This window comes from Pseudomonas sp. RIT-PI-a, from assembly GCF_001187875.1.
GTDB classification, from domain to species: domain Bacteria; phylum Pseudomonadota; class Gammaproteobacteria; order Pseudomonadales; family Pseudomonadaceae; genus Aquipseudomonas; species Aquipseudomonas coleopterorum.
Genome location: NZ_LGIR01000016.1, coordinates 1 through 20,271, shown reverse-complemented (window position 1 = coordinate 20,271; position 20,271 = coordinate 1). Strand labels below are relative to the sequence as shown.

The following is a 20,271-nucleotide window of genomic DNA, read 5'->3' as shown; positions in this document are numbered from 1 at the left end:
TGCTCACTGTCGTTGTCGCCACATGATCCGCCGATTCTGTACGGCGCCGGGCTCGGTATAGGTGAAAAGGTTACCATTGGAATCCTGCACCGTAATGGTTTGGCTGGGTGAGTCGGTGCTGTTGCTATCGCTGCCTACGAAGGCGGAGAAATTGGGTAATCCGCCACTGATGGTATAGCCACTGATCGAGGTCGTACTTCCAAATACTGCAAAGTTGGTGAGCATTTTACCGGTAGCAGCATCCACCTCCATGATTTTGCCCGAACCGGAGCTGGAGCAAGGATCCGTAGTATCCAGAATGGCGGTACTGAAATAGATACGACCCTCGATCAAACGCGCAGCGTAAATCACCCGCTCACCGGCATTGATGCCCTGATAGGTGAGCGGCATGTACCAGCCCATACGAGACGTGTAGTCGACGCTGTTCTGGCTGGTGTAAACGGTCTGGCCCGTAATGTTGGTAATGGTCTGCTGCTGCAACTGCGACTGGGTGTAGTTCGTCGTGGAAGCATCACTGTCCAGGATGGCGTAAAAGGCTTGCGGGCTCTTGGTGGTTTTATCGGCCGACTCGTTGAGCTTTCCGGTACCGAAGAAAATCAGCTTGCGGCCGTTGGTGTAGTTGCCTATGACGGGTTGGGCGGTGATCGGTTGTGTGGCTTCGCCAGCGGCTGTGAACAAGGGTGTGGTTGGATCGACACCTTTGGTTGATGTCGTGAAGTTGAACTTCCAGAGCCGTCCCTTAAGGTCGCCGCCATAGGCATACTGAACATAGCCTTGTGCGTCCAGCCGCAACTTGACCGACGACAAACCGTTATCGGTTTCTCCAGCCTTCACAATGGGTGTTGTGAGTTTGCTGATAAAGGCCCCTGTGTTCAAGTTCACGACATAGAGGGCCGCTCGTCCCGTAGCGCTGCCATATCCGTTACTGATGAAAGCCGCCCAGGTACCGTCCTGCAATCTCCCTACTTCCGGTTTGGCATAGGCGTAGCCCAGATCATTGAAAGTATTGCTGGTATCGGCGGTATCGGGCGCACGAATCTCCCACAGTGCCTTGATGGTGTTGCCTGCCGAGTCGTCGAACAACTGCAAGGCGTAGAACGCCTTGCCACCGGCGCCGACTCCGCCCAAAGCAACGGTTCTCCATGTCTTGCCCTGTGGCGCGTCAGCTACCGTGATTTGTCCATCGGCCAGAAAGGTATGGGACGTGCCATTGACATAATCGGTGTCGGCCACGTAATGCAGGTTGGGCAGTACGCTCGAAGGCATGTACGCATAGACCCGGCGACCGCTGGTGCTGATGACATTGACGAACCCATCGTTGGTATTGACCAGCAAGTTGGGATTCATCGATTTGGCTTTGTTGGTCAAATAGGTTGAATAGCTGTTGTCATCTACTGAGTCTGAGGCCGTATTGGCAGTAGGGGACGCATAGACGAGCGGCGAGTTGATGATATCGCCCAACAGCACTGTGCGCGTTTTCAATCCTGCTTTATTGGTCCCCTTGCTCCACTCTACCAAGTCAGCCCCTGTAATGGTGCGAGGTAGATTGGCATTCAGCGACGCTTTCTGTGCCGTGGAGAAGTTATCGAAGGCCAGCGTGACGGCGGCGTTACTGGTCGTATTCCAGGATTGATAGACCGATGTCGTACCGGGCTTGATCAAATCGTCGGTACTCCAGTTGTATTTGGTGGTATTGACCGTACCATTGGCGTTGTAGTTGAACGCTTTGATCGTGCCGCGCCAATCGGTCGGATCATAGAACGTCTCGTAGTACTGCGCGCCTGTCGTCAACGTTGCCGAACTGGAAACCCCTGCCCCACCCGAGCCTGCGACCGAAGAAATGGCATTGAGCGCGGCGCCCAGTGCCGCCGTCAGCCCGGCAGCATCGGTGGCCTGGTAATACTGGCCTTTGCCGTAGTCGGCGGCGTCCGAAAGCATGTCGTTGTTGGCCGTGAAGCCCACGGTGTAGGTAAACATGTTCTGCTGGACGAAATCACTTGAGTCCCAACTTTTGCCGGCCAGATCGGTACCGCCCGAGCGCATGTCGATGTCATAGGCGAACTTGGCAATATCATCCAGGTAGAGGGTATCGCCCTCACCGTCGCCATTGATGTTGTTGCCGTCGTTGGTACTGATCCCATCCCAGTTGGGCAAGTTGCTACCGCCCAAGGGATCGTCTTTGGGAAAGGTACGATCATAGGTCGGCAGACCGTCGGTGATCACCACGCCGTAGTTTTTTTGACAGCGGTACTGAATGGGGCTGGTATAGGTTGAAGGCGATGAGTTGTAGTAAGGCGCCATGCCACGAAAGTAGCGCGTCACCTCATAGTAGGTTTCGGCCAGTGGGGTGTTCGCCACAGCACCCAAACCATTGATGGCATTGACCAGGGCGGTGTAGTTGGCCTTGGTCGTGTCCGATGTAGCCGAAATGTCCGCGACGGCTCGAGCGATGTTGCCGCCCGGCCCAGGGTTGCCGGAGGCAGGCGGATTGAACGTCGCCAGACCGATGCGAAGATTGCGATTGGCGCCCACCAGATCGACCGCCGTCTTGCGAGCTACGTTGATTCGGTAGTCATTGGGAATGACAACGCCATCGGTGTAGTCCCTGTTTGGATTATTGGCCGGAACCTGGTCATACAGAAAGGAAACATAGTTGGCCGAATAACGCGTATTGCCCGAGCCGACAGGATCAGGCAGTTTCATGCAGACCAGACGGTTCGTAGTGAACTTGTAGAACATCCTGTAGCCGACCAAGCCCCGGTTGGTACAGGTGCCTTGGTTGAAACTGCTGTAAAAAATGTTCTCGCTGCTCATGTCCAGCGCGTTTACATATTGGCAGTCGTTGTTTGCACTACAGGTGTAGACAGCTGTCTGGGCGTCCGACTGATTGAACGCAGTCGATCGGATGAGGCTGTTCATGCTCCCGGAGTTATCCACCAGCAATACCACGTTTGGCGTCACAGCGCCGGCACTAAGCAAGGGCGAACTCGATGGCGTAAAACCATACGCAGGCATCGCCACATAGGCGCTCACCAGTGCACCGAGCAGGCAGCTGCGCCACCAGGCCAAGCGTTGCGTCGATTTATTGCTGCTTGGCATAGAGGGTCTCCAGCACTGTACGGGATGTGCCCTGCAATCCGACGCCCGTGATTCTGTAAAGCGTGAATGAGATACCGTTTTCCGTCACGGGAATACTCGCGGCAAGGATGGCAGGGTCTTTGGTGGTGCCCAACTTTTGAACCCCGTACAAACCACCACTGGCCGCAGCGGTCCATATCACCCCGGAACTGGCATCGTTGCCTGCTGCGGGGAGGCCGGTATTGGCCAGGACAGGAGGCGCACACCGGGTCACATCGGCGCAGACCGCCAATGTATAACCCGACGCCGCAACCGCATTTTCGCCCAGCCGTAACGCCGCCTCAGCCATTTGAAAGGACTCGTTGCGCAGCTTTACACTGCCAGCCATCTTTTCTTGCAGGGTTGCGTTTTGCATTGAAGAGATGCCGATCAATGTCAGCAGCAGAAGAAATACCAACGCGATGATCAGCGTCATGCCCCGCTGGTGGCCAGGGCGTCGCCCCATTGAAATCGAACGCAACGCAGGCCTCCTCACAATAGACGGTTCCGAATGGAAGCCACGACGCTGAACGACTGCTCCCTCGCCAGTGCAGTCGCATTGCCATCGGTGACCTTCAGAGCAATGCGCACGCTGCGAATCAGGGCAAAGTTGGTAGGCGTCGCCACATAGCTGGAAGCAAACTCGTCGGCGTCGTTGGAGGCCATGCCGAAGGTCACATCGAACTGGCTGACATTGTTGATCAAAGGAGAAACGCTATCAGCCTTTGGGCCGACATTGATCGAGTTACTGCTGTAGGAGTAAACCACCCTGCGGATGGGGAAAGTCAGTTGCCCTGCCGCCAATGCAGGCGCCTGTCCGCCCGTGTACGCGGTCGCGCTAAACTTACAATCCGAACGAATCTGCCAAGTGGGCAACGGGCCATTCTCGCCGACATCTGCGTACACTAGCGTCAGGACCACATTGCCATTCGAAGATCTGGTAACGGTAATAGGTGTCGCGAAGGCAGCGGCGAAATCCCCTTCCTTACTGCTGTCTTGCACCGTGGCCAGGCAACCAAACATCCCCACGGAACGGACTTCCTGAATCATCTTGCTCAGTATGAACCGCGCGTCCTCCTGAATAGCGGCTGCCGCGCTTTGCGAGCGGTAGGTGTTCTTCGCCGTCAGGAATATCTGCGTCACGCCCAGTGTGATGACCAGACCCAGGGTCATTGCCACCATCAACTCGATCAGACCGATACCGGCCATGCTCCGTCTCATTTGATGTCCTTGTCCATTGCCACGCGGCTGACGAGCTTGTACTCCTGAACGACGGCATCGGTGCCGACTACGTTGGAAACATTGGACGCGCCCGCTGCACGAGCATCGGACCATCTGATGGTGATCGTCACCAACCGACCTTTGACGTCGATGCTGCTGGTTGCGGCATCTGCTCCCCCGAGCGCGGTGACGTTGGCGGCGAAGTCGACCAGATCCTGATTGCGAGTGGAGCCACCGCCACTGGTCGGCGCGGCACTCAGGGCGGACAGCGCGTAGTTGGCATTGGGGTTGGCACGGATTCGATCCATCATGTCATAGGCGAGGAAACTGGCCTGGCTGCTCAAGGTGGAGCTATCAGTGAACTTCAAGGCATTGAGCTGGAGGGCCGCCGCGCCAAGCAGTCCGATGCCCAGCACCAACAGCGACACCAGCACCTCGATGAGGCTGGCACCCTTCTGTTTCGCAGGCCGAGTCATGGACAAGCCCCAGTCGGCACGATGCGACCGTTCGCACAGACGCCCAGAGTCCTGCTGAAGCTTCCGCGCGTGTAGACAAACTCAAACTTGCTGGCCGGCACTACCAGTGCGCCCAGACTGCTGTATTCGATAAAAGCCAGGTCGTTGGGAAGTACCACGGCAGAGGTGGCCATGGGGGCGATCACCCTGAGCGTATCGACCACGGCGCCATTGGCAACCGACTGGATATTCAGCTGGCTGGTCCAGGTGTTCGCTGTCTGTGGTCTGACCCGCACATTCATGCCCCTGTTGATAGCCTCGAGCCGCGCATAGTTGAGTGCCCGATACAAATCCGTCGACTCGGTGTCCGCTTTGGTGTTGTTCATCAAGGTAACGAACGATGGAATCCCCACGGTCACCAGGATGGCCAGCACCGCGATCGTCACCATCAGCTCGACCAGCGTAAACCCCTTGTAACCATGCCGCATTGGACGCCTCCCCCAGGAGCACTGACTATAAACCAGCGCTCGCGCGGTTCGCTGGGCGCACAGGATATACGGTTGTTCTAGAGGGATCAGCGCCTGTTGCACAGAAACCCAGGGAGGGTTGGCATGAACAGCAAGGGAGTGACATTGGTAGAGCTGGTGGCGGTGCTGGCAGTGGCGGGGATATTGGCGGCGATCGCGGTGCCCGCCTTCCGCGCGATGCTGCAGGAGCAGCGGCGTCAGATGATCGTCAGCGAGCTGGTCGCGACCCTGAAAATGGCCCGAACCGAAGCGGTTGTGAGGCATACCCCTATGGTCGTCCGCGCGTCGGACAAGGGGTGGGGCTGGGGGTGGAAGGTAGTGCCAGACCGGCGCGGGCTGCCTTCCAGCTCGAGCACTGTCCTGCGCGAGCGCGTGTTGGACGGCGCGATCAGGATCGAAGGAAACCTATGGATGCGCAAGGAGGTGCGTTTCAACACGTTCGGCGCTGTTGCCGGGGTGGGCGGCGCCGGAAACCCCGGAACGCTCTTCGTGTGCGATCGCAACAACAAGGCGCGTACGCGACTTATCCTCAGCTGGGCCGGAAGGCTCAGGCTAGACAAAAGCTACGTACGCAACCGCGATGATGAGTGCCGCAAGTCACTCAAGTAATCGCCTTGACCCGCAATTCCTTGGGCATCGAGAACGTGATGTTCTCCGGCCGGCCGATCAGTTCGTCGGCACCGGTCGCGCCCCAGGCGTGCAGTTGCTCGATGACGCCGCGCACCAGCACTTCGGGTGCCGAGGCGCCGGCGGTGATGCCGATGCGCTGCACGCCGTCGAACCAGCCTTGCTGCATGTCTTCGGCGCCGTCGATCAGGTACGCCGGGGTGGACATGCGTTCGGCCAGCTCACGCAGGCGGTTGGAGTTGGAGCTGTTCGGACTGCCGACCACCAGCACAACGTCGCACTCGTCGGCCAGGATCTTGACCGCGTCCTGACGGTTTTGCGTGGCGTAGCAGATGTCGTCCTTGCGCGGTCCGCCGATGGCCGGGAAGCGCGCACGCAATGCGTCGATGACCCGGCTGGTGTCGTCCATCGACAACGTCGTCTGGGTGACGAAGGCGAGGTTTTCCGGATTGACGACCTTCAGGTTGGCCACGTCTTCCTCGTCTTCGACCAAGTAGATGGCGCCTCCGTTGCTGGCGTCGTACTGGCCCATGGTGCCTTCCACTTCCGGGTGTCCGGCGTGACCGATGAGAATGCACTCACGTCCGTCGCGGCTGTAGCGGGCCACTTCGATGTGCACCTTGGTGACCAGTGGGCAGGTCGCGTCGAACACCTTGAGCCCGCGTCCGGCCGCTTCCTGGCGCACGGCCTGGGAGACGCCGTGAGCACTGAAGATGACGATGACGTCGTCGGGCACCTGGTCGAGTTCATCGACGAAGATGGCGCCGCGGTTGCGCAGGTCTTCGACCACGAACTTGTTGTGCACCACTTCGTGACGGACGTAGATCGGCGCGCCGAAGACTTCCAGCGCACGGTTGACGATCTCGATCGCTCGGTCCACACCCGCGCAGAAGCCGCGGGGATTGGCGAGTTTGATTTGCATGCTTGCCTCGGTGCCCTTAAAGGGCCGTGACCGAAAGAATTTCCACCTCGAAGGTCAGGGTCTTGCCTGCCAGGGGGTGGTTGAAGTCTACCGTCACTTCGTTGTCGTCGAATGCCTTCACCACGCCCGGAAGCTCGGTGTTGGCGGCGTCGTTGAAGATCACCAGCAACCCCTCTGACAACTCCATGCCTTCGAACTGCGATGCCGGCATGACCTGCACGTTCTGCGGGTTGGGCTGGCCGAAAGCGTTTTCCGGCAGCACCTTGACGGTGCGTCGGTCGCCGGCCTTGAAGCCGAACAGGGCCGCTTCGAAGCCTGGCAACAGGTTGCCGTCGCCGACCTTGAAAGTCGCCGGCGACTTGTCGAATGTGCTGTCGACGGTATCACCGTTTTCCAGGTGCAGGGCGAAGTGCAGGGTCACTTCGGTGTTTTCCCTGATTCGCTGTTCAGTCATGCACCGCTTCTCCGCTTTTCTTGCTCTTGAACATATCCAACGCCAGCATGATCGCACCGACGGTGATGGCACTGTCGGCCAGGTTGAACGCCGGGAAACGCCAGCGATCCTGCCAATGCACCAGAATGAAATCGACCACGTGGCCCAGCACGACGCGGTCGAACAGGTTGCCTACCGCCCCGCCCAGTACCAGCGCCAGGGCAATTGCCAGCCAGGTGTCGCCGCGGCCCAGACGCTTGAGCCACACCACCAGCACCACACTGACCACCACGGCGATCAGGGTGAACAGCCAGCGCTGCCAGCCGCCGCTGTCAGCCAGGAAGCTGAAGGCGGCGCCGGTGTTGTAGGCAAGGGTCCAGCTGAGCAGGTCGGGAATGACCACGATCTGCTCATACATCTGCAGGTTGCCGTCGAAATAGAACTTGGTGGCCTGGTCCAGCGCCATGACCAGCACGCTGAGCCACAGCCACTTCAAGTGACCGTAGCGACCGAAAGACGCCGACGAATCAGGCATAGTGGCGCACCTCGCCATCACCGCTGATGTTGTCGACGCAGCGACCGCAGATTTCCGGATGCTCGGGGTTCACGCCCACGTCATCGCGGAAGTGCCAGCAACGCGCGCATTTTACGCCACCCGACTTGACTACCTTGAGCTTCAGGCCGGCCACATCGGTGACCACCGCATCGGCCGGAGCCTGAGCGAACGGCGCCAGGGTGGCACCCGAGGTGATCAGCACGAAGCGCAGTTCGTTGCCCAGTTTGGCCAGGTCGGTGTTCAGCGCGTCTTCGCTGTACAGCGTCACTTCGGCCTGCAGGTTGCCGCCGATGGCCTTGGCCGCGCGCTGGTTTTCCATTTCCTTGTTGACCGCAGTCTTCACCGCCATCACCCGCTCCCAGTAGGCACGGTCCAGCTCGAAGCCCTCGGGCAGCTCGCTCAGGCCCTGGTACCAGGTGTTGAGCATCACCGACTCGTTGCGCTCGCCGGGCAGGTACTGCCACAGCTCGTCGGCGGTGAACGCCAGGATCGGCGCGATCCAGCGCACCAGCGCCTCGCTGATATGGTACAGAGCGGTCTGGCAGGAACGACGGGCGACGCTGTTGGCGCCGGTGGTGTACTGACGGTCCTTGATGATGTCGAGGTAGAAACCGCCCAGCTCCTGCACGCAGAAGTTGTGCACCTTGGAGTAGACGTTCCAGAAACGGTACTCGCCGTAATGCTCTTCCAGTTCGCGCTGCAGCAGCAGAGCACGGTCCACGGCCCAGCGGTCGAGGGCGATCATCTGATCGGCTGGCAGCAGGTCAGTGGCCGGGTTGAAGCCGCTGAGGTTCGAGAGCAGGAAGCGTGCGGTGTTGCGGATGCGACGATAGGCATCGGCACTGCGCTGCAGGATGGTGTCCGACACGGCCATTTCGCCCGAATAGTCGGTGGCCGAAACCCACAGACGCATGATGTCGGCGCCCAGGGTGTCGTTGACCTTCTGCGGGGCGATGACGTTGCCCAGCGACTTGGACATCTTGCGGCCGTTCTCGTCCACGGTGAAACCGTGGGTCAGGAGCTCGCGGTACGGCGCGTGGTTGTCGATGGCGCAACCGGTCAGCAACGAGGAATGGAACCAGCCACGGTGCTGGTCGGAACCTTCCAGGTACAGGTCGGCGCGCGGGCCGCTTTCATGGCCCATCGGGTGCGAGCCGCGCAGCACGTGCCAGTGGGTGGTGCCCGAGTCGAACCAGACGTCCAGGGTGTCGCTGATCTTGTCGTAGTTCGCTGCCTCGTCGCCCAGCAGCTCGGCCGGGTCCATCTTGAACCAGGCTTCGATGCCTTCGACTTCGACGCGCTTGGCCACCTCTTCCATCAGCTCGACGGTGCGCGGGTGCAGTTCACCGGTGGCCTTGTCGAGGAAAAACGGGATCGGCACGCCCCAGTTGCGCTGGCGCGAGATGCACCAGTCGGGACGGTTGGCGATCATCGAGTGCAGGCGCGCCTGCCCCCAGGCCGGGACGAACTTGGTGTCTTCGATGGCTTTCACCGCGCGTTCGCGCAGGGTGTCGCCTTCGACTGGAGGCTTGTCCATGCCCACGAACCACTGCGCGGTGGCGCGGTAGATCAGCGGGGTCTTGTGACGCCAGCAGTGCATGTAGCTGTGGCTGACCACTTCGGTGTGCATCAGCGCGCCGACTTCGGCCAGCTTGTCGACGATGTTCTGGTTGGCCTTGAAGATGAACTGGCCACCGAAGAACGGCAGCGACTCGACGTACACGCCGTTGCTCTGCACCGGGCTGATGATGTCGTCGTTGGTCAGGCCGTATTGCTTGCTGGTGACGAAGTCGTCGACACCATAGGCCGGGGCGCTGTGCACCACGCCCGTGCCGGCACCCAGCTCGACGTAGTCGGCCAGGTACACCGGCGACAGGCGATCGTAGAACGGATGACGGAAGTTGATCAGCTCAAGCTTGGCGCCCACGGTAGTGGCGACGACCGAGCCTTGCAGGCTGTAGCGGGTCAGGCTGCTTTCCACCAGTTCTTCGGCGAGCACCAGCAGGCGGTCACCGACGTCGACCAGCGCGTAGGTGAACTCGGGATGCACGTTGAGCGCCTGGTTGGCCGGGATGGTCCACGGGGTGGTGGTCCAGATCACGATGCTGGCCGGTTTCTCCAGGCCTGGCAGACCGAAGGCATCGGCCAGCGCCTGCTGGTCGGCGATCGGGAAGGCGACGTCGATGGTCGGCGATTTCTTGTCGGCGTACTCGACCTCGGCCTCGGCCAGGGCCGAACCACAGTCGAAGCACCAGTTCACCGGCTTCAGACCCTTGAACACGAAACCGTTGCGGACCATTTCCGCCAGGGCGCGGATCTCGCCGGCCTCGTTGGTGAAGTTCATGGTCTTGTAGGGGTTGGCCCAATCGCCGAGCACGCCCAGACGGATGAACTCGGCCTTCTGGCCTTCGATCTGCTCGCTGGCATAGGCACGGCACAGTTCGCGGGTCTTGTCGCCGCCCAGGTTCTTGCCGTGGGTGACCTCGACCTTGTGCTCGATCGGCAGGCCATGACAGTCCCAGCCCGGCACGTACGGCGCATCGAAGCCGGCTAGGGTCTTGGAACGGATGATCATGTCCTTGAGGATCTTGTTGACCGCATGACCGATGTGAATATTGCCGTTGGCATAGGGCGGGCCGTCGTGCAGGACGAACTTGGGACGGTCCTTGCCAATTTCGCGAAGCTTCTGGTACAGGCCAATGCTGTCCCAGCGCTGCAGAGTTTGCGGCTCGCGCTGGGGCAGGCCGGCCTTCATTGGGAAGGCGGTGTCCGGAAGGTTTAGCGTGGCTTTGTAGTCGGTCATTTCAGGCTCTTCAATTTAAGCGGTTGGCTTGGCCCAGTGGGCACGCGCGGCGGCGACATCCGCATCGATCGCCGACTTCAGCGCCTCCAGCGAGGCGAAACGCTGCTCATCACGCAGCTTGTGGTGGAACGCCACCGTTAAATGCCGGCCATAGAGGTCACCGGCAAAGTCCAGCAAATGCACTTCCAGGTGGGCACTGCCATCACCTGCAACGGTTGGCCGCACGCCTATGTTGGCGACTCCCGGCCAGGTCTTGCCATCGATGTCGACACTCACCAGGTAGACCCCGGTCAGCGGCACGCGACGGCGCTTGAGTTGCACATTGGCAGTGGGCCAGCCCAGTTGGCGTGCCAGCTTCTGCCCATGCAGGACCCTTCCTTCGATGCAGAAGGGTCGGCCGAGCAGTTGCTCGGCGCGTTCGAAATCGGCCGCCGCCAGGGCCTTGCGGACCTGGGTGCTGCTCACGCGCAAGCCGTCCATTTCAACGGTCTGCGCCGCTTCGACGGTGAAGCCTTGCAGGCTGCCGACCTGGGTCAGGAAATCGAAATCCCCTACCCGGTCGCAGCCAAAGCGAAAATCGTCACCGACTTCGAGGTGCTTCACGCCCAGGCCGTCGATCAGGATGGTGTCGACGAACTCCGAGGCACTGAGCTGGCTCAGGCGCTTGTTGAAGGCCAGGCACAGCACCAAATCGACCTGTTCCTCGGCCAGCAGCTGCACCTTGTCGCGCAACCGGGCCAGGCGGGCCGGCGCGGTCTGCGGACTGAAGTATTCGCGCGGCTGGGGCTCGAAGATCACCACGCAGCTGGGCACGCCCAACTCACGGGCACGCTCGCGCAGCCGCGCCAGGATAGCCTGATGGCCGCGGTGGACACCGTCGAAATTGCCAATGGTGGCGGCGCAGCCCCGATGCTGGGGCCGCAGATTGTGAAGGCCTCGAACCAGCTGCATAACGCGCTTCTTGCTCATAAAGTGGTCGATTATAACCATACCCACGCGCCGACGACAGGCAACAGCGTGCATGGATGTTCGCTAACGCACAAAACCGCTGGCACCCAGGGATCAGGCCAGCCCGCGGCGGGCGAAGTCCTTGAGGCGGAAGCCCATGGCCAACAGCATTCCGAAATACACTAGCACGCCTGTCAACACCAGCAGCCCCAGGCGCAGGAAGCGTTCAAGCATCTGCCCGTCGGCCCATGCCGGCATGTACTGCAGCAGGACCAGCAGGGCGGCGGCCATGGCCAGCACAGCGATGCCCAGCTTGCACAAAAAGGCGGTCCAGCCGGGTTGCGGCTGAAACAGGTCCTGCTGGCGCAGCTTCCAATACAGCAGCCCGGCGTTCAGGCAGGCACCCAGGCTGATGGCCAGCGCCAGGCCAGCGTGCTGCAGGTGGCTGATGAACATCAGGTTGAAGACCTGCGTGGCCACCAGTGTAAAGAGGGCGATCCTTACCGGTGTACGGATGTTCTGCTGGGCATAGAAACCCGGCGCCAGCACCTTGATCAGGATGATGCCCAGCAGACCGATGGAATAGGCGATCAGCGCGCGCTGGGTCATGGCCGCATCCAGGGCGGTGAATTTGCCGTACTGGAACAAGGCCACCGTCAACGGTTCGGCGAGCAACGCCAGGGCCACGGCGCAAGGCAGCACCAGCACGAAGCACAGGCGCAGCCCCCAGTCGAGGATGCGCGAGTACTCATGGCGGTCCTTGTTGGCGTAGGTTTTGGAAAGGGTCGGCAACAGAATGGTACCCAGCGCCACCCCCAGCACGCCCGAAGGCAGCTCCATCAGACGGTCGGCGTAGTACATCCACGAGACCGAGCCTGCTACCAGAAAAGAGGCGAAGATGGTGTTGATGATCAGCGAAATCTGGCTGACCGACACCCCGAGAATGGCCGGCAGCATCTGCTTCATCACGCGCACGGCGCCGGTGTCGCGCAGGCTCAGACGCGGCAGTACCAGCAGGCCGAGTCGTTTCAGATGCGGCAGTTGATACAGCAGCTGCGCCAGCCCGCCCGCCAGGACCGCCCAGCCGAGCGCCATCACCGGCGGATCGAAGTACGGCGTGAGGAACAGGGCGAACAGGATCATCGACACGTTGAGCAGCGTAGGCGTGAAGGCCGGCACCGAAAAGCGGTTGTAGGTATTGAGGATCGCACCGACGAAGGACGACAGCGAGATCAGCAATATATAAGGAAAGGTCACCCGCAGAAGGTCGGTGGTGAGCTGGAATTTCTCCGGGGTATCGGCGAAGCCTGGCGCGGTGGCCCAGATGACCCAGGGTGCGGCCAGGATCCCGGCCACCGTGACCAGCGCCAGGGCCAGGGTCAACAGGCCGGCGACGTAGGCAATGAAGGTGCGTGTGGCCTCCTCCCCTTGCTGGTTCTTGTACTCGGCGAGAATCGGCACGAAGGCCTGGGAGAACGCGCCCTCGGCGAAGATCCGGCGCAGCAGGTTCGGCAGCTTGAAGGCGATGAAAAAGGCGTCGGTGGCCATGCCGGCGCCGAAGATGCGCGCAATGATGGTGTCGCGGACGAAGCCCAGCACCCGCGAAACCATGGTGATGGAGCTGACCGCGGCCAGGGATTTGAGTAGATTCATCGAAAGTTTTTCATGCCCGTTGACGAAGAGCAGGCCCATATCCGGCCCAGGTGTGCGATACTCCGCGCCGCATCAGCAGGCAGAGCCAAAACCTCGCGAGTGTACAGGTCACGGGCCAGAAGTGAATCACTTCGACACCGACCGACCACTTAGCGGATCGTTTCACGTACCCTTGACAACCAACTCGTTGATGGGCATGATTCGCGGCCTTATTTGTTTGCTATTTCAAAAAGTCTTTCGAGGAGCTCGACGGTGGCCAACTCACCTTCCGCCAAAAAACGTGCAAAACAGGCTGAGAAGCGTCGCAGCCACAACGCCAGCCTGCGTTCCATGGTTCGCACCTACATCAAGAATGTAGTCAAAGCCATCGACGCAAAAGACGCCGAAAAAGCACAAGCTGCTTATGTTCTGGCCGTGCCAGTTATCGACCGTATGGCCGATAAAGGCATCATCCACAAGAACAAGGCTGCTCGTCACAAAGGCCGTCTGAATGGCCACATCAAAGCACTGAACCAGGCTGCTGCTGCCTGATCAGCTGTACGATGTAGAAAAAGCCGACCCCAGGGTCGGCTTTTTTGTGCCTGCAGGAATGAGGCGCTATCGATGTGGCCCCTTTCGCGGCCGATGGCCGCTCCTACGTGACCTGTATCCGTAGGAGCGGTCATCGGCCGCGACAGACACACCGCAATTATTCGGTGGCCCAGGGACGAATGGGGATGGCGGTCACGGCGTTCTGCGGGCTGCCTTCGATCATGCGGTCGCTGTAGACCAGGTACACGAGCGCATTACGCTTCTTGTCATGGAAACGCACCACCTGCATGGTCTTGAACACCAGCGACGTGCGCTCCTTGAACACCTCCTCGCCTTCCTTCAAGTTGTCCGGCAACTGGATCGGCCCGACCTGGCGACAGGCGATGGACGCCTCGGCACGGTCTTCGGCCAAGCCCAGACCACCCTTCACCCCGCCCGTCTTGGCGCGCGACAGGTAACAGGTCACACCCGGCACCTTGGGATCATCGAATGCTTCGACGACGATCCGATCGTTGGGACCGACAACCTTGAACACCGTGGACACCTGACCGATTTCCTCGGCATTCGCCAGCATCGGCAGGCACAACAGGGTGGCCGCAAGGGCCTTGAGCACATTCATCGAAACGTTCCTGTAGGGATCAAACGAGGATCAGGTTGTCGCGGTGCACCAGCTCGGGCTCGGCCATGTAGCCCAGCAAGCGCTCGATGACGTCCGACGACTGACCGATGATTTTCTGTGCTTCGAGCGCACTGTAGTTGGCCAGGCCGCGGGCGATTTCACGACCATCCGGCGCCACGCACACTACCATCTCGCCGCGCCTGAAACTGCCCTGCACCACTTTCACGCCCACCGGCAGCAGACTCTTGTGGCCACCGGTCAGGGCCTGCACAGCCCCGTCGTCGAGCACCAGAGTGCCCCGGGTCTGCAGATGCCCGGCGAGCCACTGCTTGCGCGCAGCCAGCATTTCACGCTCGGGCGACAGCAGCGTACCCAGGCGCTCGCCGGCCTTGAGCCGATCGAGCACGCGCTCGATACGGCCGCCGACGATCACCGTGTGCGCTCCGGAGCGAGCAGCCAGGCGCGCGGCGCGCAACTTGGTCTGCATGCCGCCGCGGCCCAGCGCACCGCCGGTACCGCCAGCAACGGCGTCGAGCGACGGGTCGTCGGCGCGCGCTTCGAAGATCAGTTGGGCATCGGGGTTGGTGCGCGGGTCGGCATCGAACATGCCGTCGCGGTCGGTGAGAATGACCAACAGGTCCGCTTCCACCAGGTTGGCCACCAAAGCAGCCAGGGTGTCGTTGTCACCGAAGCGGATCTCGTCGGTGACCACAGTGTCGTTTTCGTTGATGACCGGCACCACACCCAGCTCGACCAGCGTACGCAGCGTGCTGCGCGCATTGAGGTAGCGCTTGCGATCGGACAGGTCGTCGTGGGTGAGGAGAATCTGGGCGGTGTGTCGGCCATGCTCGGCGAAGCTCGACTCCCAGGCCTGCACCAGACCCATCTGGCCGATGGCCGCAGCCGCCTGCAATTCGTGCATGCCACTGGGCCGCTTGGCCCAGCCAAGACGACTCATGCCGGCCGCCACTGCACCCGAAGACACCAGTACCAACTCGACCCCGGCGTTGTGCAAAGCAACCATCTGCTCGACCCATACGCCCATCGCCGCGCGATCCAGACCCTTGCCGTCCGCGGTCAGCAGCGCACTGCCGATCTTCACGACCCAGCGCTGCGCGCCCGTCACCTTGCTCCGCATCATCTGCCAACCTTTGCCCGGTAGAAAAACAAAAACGCCGCTCATGGTGAGCGGCGTTTAGTTTACCACCGAGGATGCCCGGCGATGCGATTGGGTGCGTGGATCGCGGCGACCTCTTCGCGGGCAGAGCCCGCTCCCACAGAATGCGCCGCCAGGGACGGAGCGCTTTGTGGGAGCGGGGCGGGCGGCTGAGCCCTCAGCCTGCGAAGGCGCACGCCAGGCCGGCCGATCAATCGCGGACGTAGATGATTTCCGGGCCGTCTTCGGCGTCTTCTTCGTCCCAGTCGTCGTCATCGCCGATGTCGTGGACGCTCTTCACGCCGCTGCGACGCAGCGCGCGCTGGTCGTCCAGCGCTTGCAGCTGGGCGCGCGCTTCGTCTTCGATGCGCTGATCGAGCTCGGCCAGCTCGTCGGCATAGCCCGGATCGCGGGCCAGACGGTCGGCACGGTCTTCCAGGTAGCGCATGATGTCGCGACTCAGACGCTCGGTACCTTCCTTGGCGATGGCCGAGATCACATAGACCGGACCTTCCCACTCCAGGCGATCGACGATCTCCTTGACGCGCTCTTCGTGCTCTTCTTCCAGGATCTGGTCGCACTTGTTGAGCACCAGCCAACGCTCGCGCTCGGCCAGTGACGGGCTGAACTTGACCAACTCGTTGACGATCACTTCGGCGGCGTCGGCAGCACTGGTTTCATCCAGCGGCGCCATGTCGACCAGATGCAGCAGAATGCGGGTACGCGCCAAATGCTTGAGGAAGCGGATGCCCAGACCGGCACCGTGGGAAGCCCCCTCGATCAGACCGGGAATGTCGGCCACGACGAAGCTCTTCCAGCGGTCGACACTCACTACGCCCAGGTTCGGCACCAAGGTGGTGAACGGGTAATCGGCCACCTTGGGCTTGGCTGCAGACACCGAGCGAATGAAGGTGCTTTTGCCGGCATTGGGCAGACCCAACAGACCGACGTCGGCCAGCACTTTCATCTCCAGCTTGAGATCGCGCTGCTCGCCTGGTTTGCCTGGGCTGGTCTGGCGTGGCGCGCGGTTAGTACTGGATTTGAATCGGGTGTTGCCCAGGCCGTGCCAGCCACCATGGGCCACGAGCAGGCGCTGACCGGCCTTGACCAGGTCACCGATGACTTCCTGAGTGGAAGCGTCGATCACCGTGGTGCCTACCGGCACGCGCAACTCCAGGTCTTCACCCTTCTTACCGGTGCAGTCGGTGCTGCCGCCGTTGGCGCCGCGCTCGGCATCGAAGTGACGGGTATAACGGTAGTCGACCAGGGTGTTGAGGTTTTCGTCGGCGATCATGTAGATCGAGCCGCCATCACCACCGTCGCCGCCGTTGGGGCCGCCATTCTCGATGAATTTTTCGCGGCGAAAGCTCATGCAGCCGTTGCCACCATCACCCGCCTTCACGCGGATGGACACTTCATCTACAAACTTCATTAAAAATACGCCTCTCGCCGCCAGGACGAGCCAATGAACCTGAAACGTAAGGCTCTTGCAAAAATGAGCGCGGCAAACCCGTCAATGACTCACGTACCGACAGCCCATGCAAACCTTTGCAAGAGACTCACTCCATAAACGAAAAAGCCCCGTCGCAAGACAGGGCTTCTCCAGCGACGTCGCGATTAGGCTGCGACAACGCTCACGTAACGACGACCGAAGGCGCCCTTTACTTCGAACTTGATCACGCCTGCGACTTTCGCGAACAGGGTGTGATCTTTACCCATGCCAACGCCGTAGCCAGCGTGGAATTGGGTGCCGCGCTGACGCACGATGATGTTGCCTGGGATGATAGCCTGGCCGCCATACATCTTCACGCCAAGGCGTTTGGCTTCTGAGTCGCGACCGTTACGGGTACTACCACCAGCTTTTTTGTGTGCCATGAGTCAATTCTCCTAGTGAGGAATTAGGCTGAAATTACGCCTGAATACCGGTGATTTTGATCTCGGTGTACCACTGGCGGTGGCCCATGCGCTTCATGTGGTGCTTACGACGACGGAACTTGATGATGCGGACCTTATCGTGACGACCTTGGGAAATCACTTCAGCCACAACGGTAGCGCCGGCAACCACTGGAGCGCCGATGTTCACGTCGTCGCCATTGGCGACCAACAGAACGCGATCAAAGGTAACGGATTCGCCGGTGGCGATTTCCAGTTTTTCGATCTTCAGGTATTCACCTGGGGCGACCTTGTATTGCTTGCCACCGGTAACGATTACTGCGTACGACATGGTATTTCTCCGATAATCCTGCTCACCCAGCTCTTTATAAGTAGAGTGTCGGCTGGCATGGCTGCATGGGTTGGAACGCCCCAAATGCAATTGCGTAAGGCAGGTGCTGCCCAGGAAGTTCAGGGTGCGCGATTGTACGCAAGCCATGAACCGCTGACAAGAGGCCGCCAGTCGCCCGAACGGTTGGGCACTGCGGGCAAAACGATGCCGGCGCAGGTTCACGACCAGCTTCCGGCCCGGCATACGGGCGCTGTGGGCCATGTACGCGCCTTGACACGCTCCAACCCGCGTCCTAGCATGCCGCGCAACCCTTCTGGAGCGACTCTCGCTGATGCAACCCCAAGCTTTCTACCGCGCGGTGGCGGACGATTTCAGCGCCGTCGACGAGATCATCAAGAAGCAGCTGACCTCGCGTGTGCCGCTGGTATCGACGATCAGCGACTACATCACCTCCTCCGGAGGCAAACGCCTGCGCCCGTTGCTGGTGTTGCTCGCTGGCAAAGCCCTGGGCCATCAAAGCGATGACCTGCGCCTGCTGGCGGCCACCATCGAGCTTCTGCACACCTCGACCCTGCTGCATGACGACGTGGTCGACATGTCCGGCATGCGCCGTGGCCGCTCCACCGCCAACGCCAAGTGGGGCAATGCTCCGAGCGTGCTGGTCGGCGACTTCCTCTATTCGCGCTCCTTCGAAATGATGGTCGAGCTGGGCTCGATGTCGGTGATGAAGATTCTTTCACACGCCACGCGCATCATCGCCGAGGGCGAAGTGCTGCAGTTGTCCAAGGTACGCGACGCCAGCACCACCGAAGAAATCTACATGGAAGTGATCCGCGGCAAGACCGCGATGCTCTTCGAAGCTTCGGCGCACAGTGCTGCGGCGCTCACCGGCGCCAGCGCGGAACAGTGCGAGGCGCTGCGCACGTTTGGCGACCACCTGGGTGTTGCGTTCCAGCTGGTCGACGACCTGCTCGATTATCGCGGCGACGCCGAGACCCTGGGCAAGAACGTGGGTGACGACCTTGCCGAGGGCAAGCCGACCTTGCCGCTGATCTACACCATGCGTGAAGGTAACGCCGAACAGGCAGCGCTGGTGCGGCAGGCAATCCAGAAAGGCGGGATCGAGGATCTGGAACGCATCCGTGTGGCGGTCGAGGACTGCGGGGCGCTGGATTACACCGCGCGTCTGGCCCGCGATTATGTGGCCAAGGCCATTGCCCAGCTGGAAGTGCTGCCTGCCAGCCAGTATCGGGATGCATTGATCGAGCTCAGCGAGTTTGCGGTGGCGCGTACGCATTGATTCGTTGGTGAGGCCTTCGCGGGCAGAGGGCTCGCCGCCCGCCCCGCTCCCACATGATTCGGTGGTGAGACTTTCGCGGGCAGAGCCCGCTCCCACAACTGCCCCTATCTGCGCTAGCCCTTTCCTACAGGGGCTATGGGGGCAAAAACCCTATATACTGCGTGCCTTTATTCTCTACCTCGAGGAATCTCGTGAGCACGCTGCCGCCCTGCCCCAAATGCCAATCCGAATACACCTACGAAGACGGCACCCAGCTGATCTGCCCTGAATGCAGCCATGAATGGTCGGCAACCGGCGAAGAAATTGCCGACGGCGATGCTCTGGTGATCAAGGATTCGGTGGGCAACGTTTTGGCTGACGGTGACACCGTCACCGTGATCAAGGACCTCAAGGTCAAGGGCTCTTCGCTGGTGGTCAAGGTCGGTACCAAGGTGAAGAACATTCGCCTGTGCGACGGTGATCACGATATCGATTGCAAGATCGATGGCATCGGCGCCATGAAGCTCAAGTCCGAGTTCGTGCGCAAGGTCTGACGTACAGCCCGACCAGCGGTCCGAGCCGTCGTGAGGCGGCCGGCAAGGCTTTCAGGGGCGCAATGCCCGGCGATGGCAAATAGTCTCTTGCTATTATTTGAATAAGAATTATTCTCATTGAAACCCTTTCAAGGAGAATTGCCATGACCTATCTGATCGACGCCTGGCTGGACCGCCCACATCCCTACCTGCGCATTCTGCATCGCGATACCGGCGAAGTCTGTGCCGTGCTTGGCGAGGACGCGTTGGATGAACTGCGTGATCAGGGGGATCTGGATCTGCATGGTTTGAGCTCAAGCGAGCCTGTGGTGTTGAAGGAGTTGGTGCGCAACCTCTTTCTGTTCTGCTACGCCCGCGCATTGCGGCCGATGGGGGAATTGCATTGAGGGTGCGGGGTGTCTGAGGGACCGCATGTACCGCCGACGCGGCTTGCGCCGCTGCTACAGGGGGATGCGTCAGGCGGGGGATCGTGATGGGGCGGGGGAGCGCGGGGGGGCCGGACGCGGCTTGCGGCGCTGGGACAGGAGGGCGGGTCTGCGGAGCAGCGGCGCGGGCCGCGTCGGCGGGGGGGCGGGGGCTGTGGGTGTCCCGCGGGGGGCACCGGCAGTTCCGCCGGTGGCCCGCGGCCATCCGCACGTGGTGCGGG

The 20,271-nt window shown here is 60.9% G+C and carries 21 protein-coding genes; 5 read left to right on the top strand and 16 right to left on the bottom strand.

Going from position 1 to position 20,271, the window contains the following annotated elements; all coding sequences use genetic code 11:
- Positions 1 to 3: 3 nt before the first annotated feature.
- From AC788_RS12720 to AC788_RS12700, 5 genes are read right to left on the bottom strand one after another with little or no spacing between them, the layout of a single operon-like run.
- On the bottom strand, positions 4 to 3,099 hold the full coding sequence (locus tag AC788_RS12720; RefSeq protein ID WP_049860962.1) for a pilus assembly protein: 3,096 nt from the start codon (positions 3,097 to 3,099) through the stop codon (positions 4 to 6).
- Positions 3,083 to 3,553, bottom strand: a complete 471-nt coding sequence (locus AC788_RS12715) for a pilus assembly PilX family protein (RefSeq protein WP_056844089.1) — start codon at positions 3,551 to 3,553, stop codon at positions 3,083 to 3,085. The genes AC788_RS12720 and AC788_RS12715 overlap by 17 nt, the downstream gene beginning before the upstream one ends.
- 56 nt (positions 3,554 to 3,609) lie before the next feature.
- On the bottom strand, positions 3,610 to 4,338 hold the full coding sequence (locus AC788_RS12710) for a PilW family protein (RefSeq protein ID WP_049860960.1): 729 nt from the start codon (positions 4,336 to 4,338) through the stop codon (positions 3,610 to 3,612).
- Complete coding sequence (gene pilV / locus AC788_RS12705; RefSeq protein WP_049860959.1) at positions 4,335 to 4,814, bottom strand: type IV pilus modification protein PilV; 480 nt, start codon at positions 4,812 to 4,814, stop codon at positions 4,335 to 4,337. Before pilV ends, AC788_RS12710 begins: the two co-directional genes overlap by 4 nt.
- Complete coding sequence (locus AC788_RS12700) at positions 4,811 to 5,281, bottom strand: GspH/FimT family pseudopilin (protein WP_049860958.1); 471 nt, start codon at positions 5,279 to 5,281, stop codon at positions 4,811 to 4,813. The genes pilV and AC788_RS12700 overlap by 4 nt, the downstream gene beginning before the upstream one ends.
- Before the next feature lie 123 nt (positions 5,282 to 5,404).
- Here AC788_RS12700 and AC788_RS12695 point away from each other — a divergent pair, with 123 nt between their 5' ends.
- Entirely contained in the window at positions 5,405 to 5,929 is a 525-nt protein-coding gene (locus AC788_RS12695) for a GspH/FimT family pseudopilin (protein WP_049860957.1), read from the top strand.
- On the opposite strand, the gene ispH is transcribed toward AC788_RS12695, so the two are convergent.
- The 6 genes from ispH to murJ form a co-directional block, all read right to left on the bottom strand.
- Entirely contained in the window at positions 5,922 to 6,869 is a 948-nt protein-coding gene (gene ispH, locus AC788_RS12690; RefSeq protein ID WP_049860956.1) for a 4-hydroxy-3-methylbut-2-enyl diphosphate reductase, read from the bottom strand. The genes AC788_RS12695 and ispH overlap by 8 nt on opposite strands.
- Positions 6,870 to 6,885: 16 nt before the next feature.
- Positions 6,886 to 7,323: an FKBP-type peptidyl-prolyl cis-trans isomerase gene (locus tag AC788_RS12685; protein ID WP_049860955.1), complete on the bottom strand. Its 438-nt coding sequence runs from the start codon at positions 7,321 to 7,323 to the stop codon at positions 6,886 to 6,888.
- Positions 7,316 to 7,837 carry a signal peptidase II gene (gene lspA / locus AC788_RS12680; RefSeq protein ID WP_049860954.1) on the bottom strand — a complete coding sequence of 174 codons (522 nt, stop codon included), beginning with the start codon at positions 7,835 to 7,837 and terminating at the stop codon, positions 7,316 to 7,318. The genes AC788_RS12685 and lspA overlap by 8 nt, the downstream gene beginning before the upstream one ends.
- Positions 7,830 to 10,661, bottom strand: a complete 2,832-nt coding sequence (gene ileS / locus AC788_RS12675) for an isoleucine--tRNA ligase (RefSeq protein WP_049860953.1) — start codon at positions 10,659 to 10,661, stop codon at positions 7,830 to 7,832. The genes lspA and ileS overlap by 8 nt, the downstream gene beginning before the upstream one ends.
- Before the next feature lie 15 nt (positions 10,662 to 10,676).
- On the bottom strand, positions 10,677 to 11,612 hold the full coding sequence (gene ribF, locus AC788_RS12670; protein ID WP_049860952.1) for a bifunctional riboflavin kinase/FAD synthetase: 936 nt from the start codon (positions 11,610 to 11,612) through the stop codon (positions 10,677 to 10,679).
- A 111-nt stretch (positions 11,613 to 11,723) separates the two neighbouring features.
- Entirely contained in the window at positions 11,724 to 13,262 is a 1,539-nt protein-coding gene (murJ, locus tag AC788_RS12665) for a murein biosynthesis integral membrane protein MurJ (RefSeq protein WP_049860976.1), read from the bottom strand.
- Positions 13,263 to 13,514: 252 nt separating this feature from the next.
- On the opposite strand from murJ, the gene rpsT reads away from it, so the two are divergent.
- A complete protein-coding gene (rpsT, locus tag AC788_RS12660; protein ID WP_043192805.1) occupies positions 13,515 to 13,793 on the top strand; it encodes a 30S ribosomal protein S20 in 279 nt (92 codons plus the stop codon).
- Positions 13,794 to 13,950: 157 nt separating this feature from the next.
- Here the strand turns inward: rpsT and AC788_RS12655 are convergent, their stop codons facing one another.
- The 5 genes from AC788_RS12655 to rplU all read right to left on the bottom strand — a co-directional run bounded on the left by AC788_RS12655 (position 13,951) and on the right by rplU (position 17,792).
- The gene (locus AC788_RS12655; protein WP_049860951.1) at positions 13,951 to 14,412 is read right to left on the bottom strand and encodes a CreA family protein; all 462 of its coding nucleotides are present in this window, start codon (positions 14,410 to 14,412) and stop codon (positions 13,951 to 13,953) included.
- Positions 14,413 to 14,431: 19 nt separating this feature from the next.
- On the bottom strand, positions 14,432 to 15,550 hold the full coding sequence (gene proB, locus AC788_RS12650) for a glutamate 5-kinase (protein ID WP_049860975.1): 1,119 nt from the start codon (positions 15,548 to 15,550) through the stop codon (positions 14,432 to 14,434).
- A 229-nt stretch (positions 15,551 to 15,779) separates the two neighbouring features.
- Complete coding sequence (gene cgtA, locus AC788_RS12645; protein WP_049860950.1) at positions 15,780 to 17,000, bottom strand: Obg family GTPase CgtA; 1,221 nt, start codon at positions 16,998 to 17,000, stop codon at positions 15,780 to 15,782.
- 185 nt (positions 17,001 to 17,185) lie between these two features.
- Positions 17,186 to 17,443: a 50S ribosomal protein L27 gene (gene rpmA, locus AC788_RS12640; protein WP_008371588.1), complete on the bottom strand. Its 258-nt coding sequence runs from the start codon at positions 17,441 to 17,443 to the stop codon at positions 17,186 to 17,188.
- A 34-nt stretch (positions 17,444 to 17,477) separates the two neighbouring features.
- On the bottom strand, positions 17,478 to 17,792 hold the full coding sequence (rplU, locus tag AC788_RS12635; protein ID WP_003176051.1) for a 50S ribosomal protein L21: 315 nt from the start codon (positions 17,790 to 17,792) through the stop codon (positions 17,478 to 17,480).
- 331 nt (positions 17,793 to 18,123) lie between these two features.
- On the opposite strand from rplU, the gene AC788_RS12630 reads away from it, so the two are divergent.
- The 3 genes from AC788_RS12630 to AC788_RS12620 all read left to right on the top strand — a co-directional run bounded on the left by AC788_RS12630 (position 18,124) and on the right by AC788_RS12620 (position 20,011).
- Positions 18,124 to 19,092, top strand: coding sequence for a polyprenyl synthetase family protein (locus AC788_RS12630; RefSeq protein WP_049860949.1), 969 nt, complete (start codon positions 18,124 to 18,126; stop codon positions 19,090 to 19,092).
- 191 nt (positions 19,093 to 19,283) lie between these two features.
- A complete protein-coding gene (locus AC788_RS12625; RefSeq protein ID WP_049860948.1) occupies positions 19,284 to 19,625 on the top strand; it encodes a zinc ribbon domain-containing protein YjdM in 342 nt (113 codons plus the stop codon).
- Between the two features lie 143 nt (positions 19,626 to 19,768).
- Entirely contained in the window at positions 19,769 to 20,011 is a 243-nt protein-coding gene (locus AC788_RS12620) for a PA4570 family protein (protein ID WP_043192798.1), read from the top strand.
- Positions 20,012 to 20,271: the final 260 nt, after the last annotated feature.